This window comes from Blastocatellia bacterium (genome assembly GCA_035275065.1).
Classification (GTDB): Bacteria; Acidobacteriota; Blastocatellia; order UBA7656; family UBA7656; genus DATENM01.
This window is the reverse complement of record DATENM010000025.1, coordinates 1-1,069: the sequence shown is the minus strand read 5'-3', so window position 1 is coordinate 1,069 and position 1,069 is coordinate 1. Positions and strand designations below refer to the sequence as shown.

The window sequence follows — 1,069 nt, the reverse complement described above, 5'->3', positions numbered from 1 at the left end:
CCGGCGTTAACCGGCTGAATATCCATAAATGCCGAACAGAGGTTATCCCGATAAACAAAGCTGGCTTCCATCTCGCCGTTTAGGAGCTTACAGAATACACAGTCTTTTTCATCAGCCATGATAAGCCTCATAGATTCGTGCAGCCGCCTAACGCCCGCGTTCAGCGGGGCCGCGTGAGGCACTCCGATGTTGATGAGAGATTCGCGGCGCGGCCTCCGCTGCAACGCCTTGTTAGACCCGCTTTGGGAGACATATCCCCTTCAATTCTTGGCAAAACGGACTCTTATCTCAGAGACAACTACGAAGCAATCAGGAAGTCGGTCAGCGTATGCTTCCAATAGTCGCCGGAGAGTCTCCACCTTGTTGCTTGCTCTTTCGTCTTTCAAGCGCAAGAAAATAACGCCTCGGTGTGGTCGGTGCTCTCGGTAAACCTTTTCTCCGAAGTCCTTATCATTGGTAATCAGAACCCAGTTCTCGTCAAAGGCCTTTACGATAATTGCCTCGTCATCCATTCCGCGTGCTTGTTCATAAACGGAGAAGACATTATGTCCCTGCCCCCTCAACCACCTCGCTACTTTGGGCCCTGTACACTCATCGACAAGGAAACGCACTTACGTGGCCTCCACCGCCAAGGGCATAAAGGTGGTGTCTTCCAAAGACTTGGTCGCAAATAAGAAGCAAGCCTGAATATCTTCCTGTGTGAGTCCTTCGTATTCTTCTAATATATCTTTTACAGTCGCACCATAAGCCAGCAAGTTCAGGATATATTCAACCGTCAACCGGGTTCCTTTTATGACTGGCTTCCCGACCATGACTTTGGGGTTCAGGGTAATCCGATCAAGTAATTGTTGCTCTTCCATAGCCGTTATCTCCTACCAGAACTTTAGCACAATCTGCTCTGCCAGGCATTGGTCTGCTGCGAGTCGGTGGGTCTAACGCCCGCGTTCAGCGGGGCCGTGAGCGGCATTCCGCTACCGATGACTACCGCACTCACGGCCTCCGCTGCAACGCTTTGTTGGGCGCCGCCGCAACCATTAGCCTTGCCAACTCGTCACCCCATCCGCCCCGA

General features: G+C 52.1%; 2 protein-coding genes. Both read right to left on the bottom strand.

The window, feature by feature from the left end:
• Window positions 1-260: 260 nt before the first annotated feature.
• The gene (locus VJ464_04710) at window positions 261-611 is read right to left on the bottom strand and encodes a DUF5615 family PIN-like protein (GenBank protein HKQ04407.1); all 351 of its coding nucleotides are present in this window, start codon (window positions 609-611) and stop codon (window positions 261-263) included.
• Window positions 612-860, bottom strand: a complete 249-nt coding sequence (locus VJ464_04705; GenBank protein HKQ04406.1) for a DUF433 domain-containing protein — start codon at window positions 858-860, stop codon at window positions 612-614. It lies immediately after the preceding gene.
• Between the last annotated feature and the right edge of the window lie 209 nt (window positions 861-1,069).

Excerpts from the sequence above, each read along its gene's own strand:
- VJ464_04705 (HKQ04406.1), bottom strand. The coding sequence starts at position 860 with ATGGAAGAGCAACAATTACTTGATCGGATTACCCTGAACCCCAAAGTC.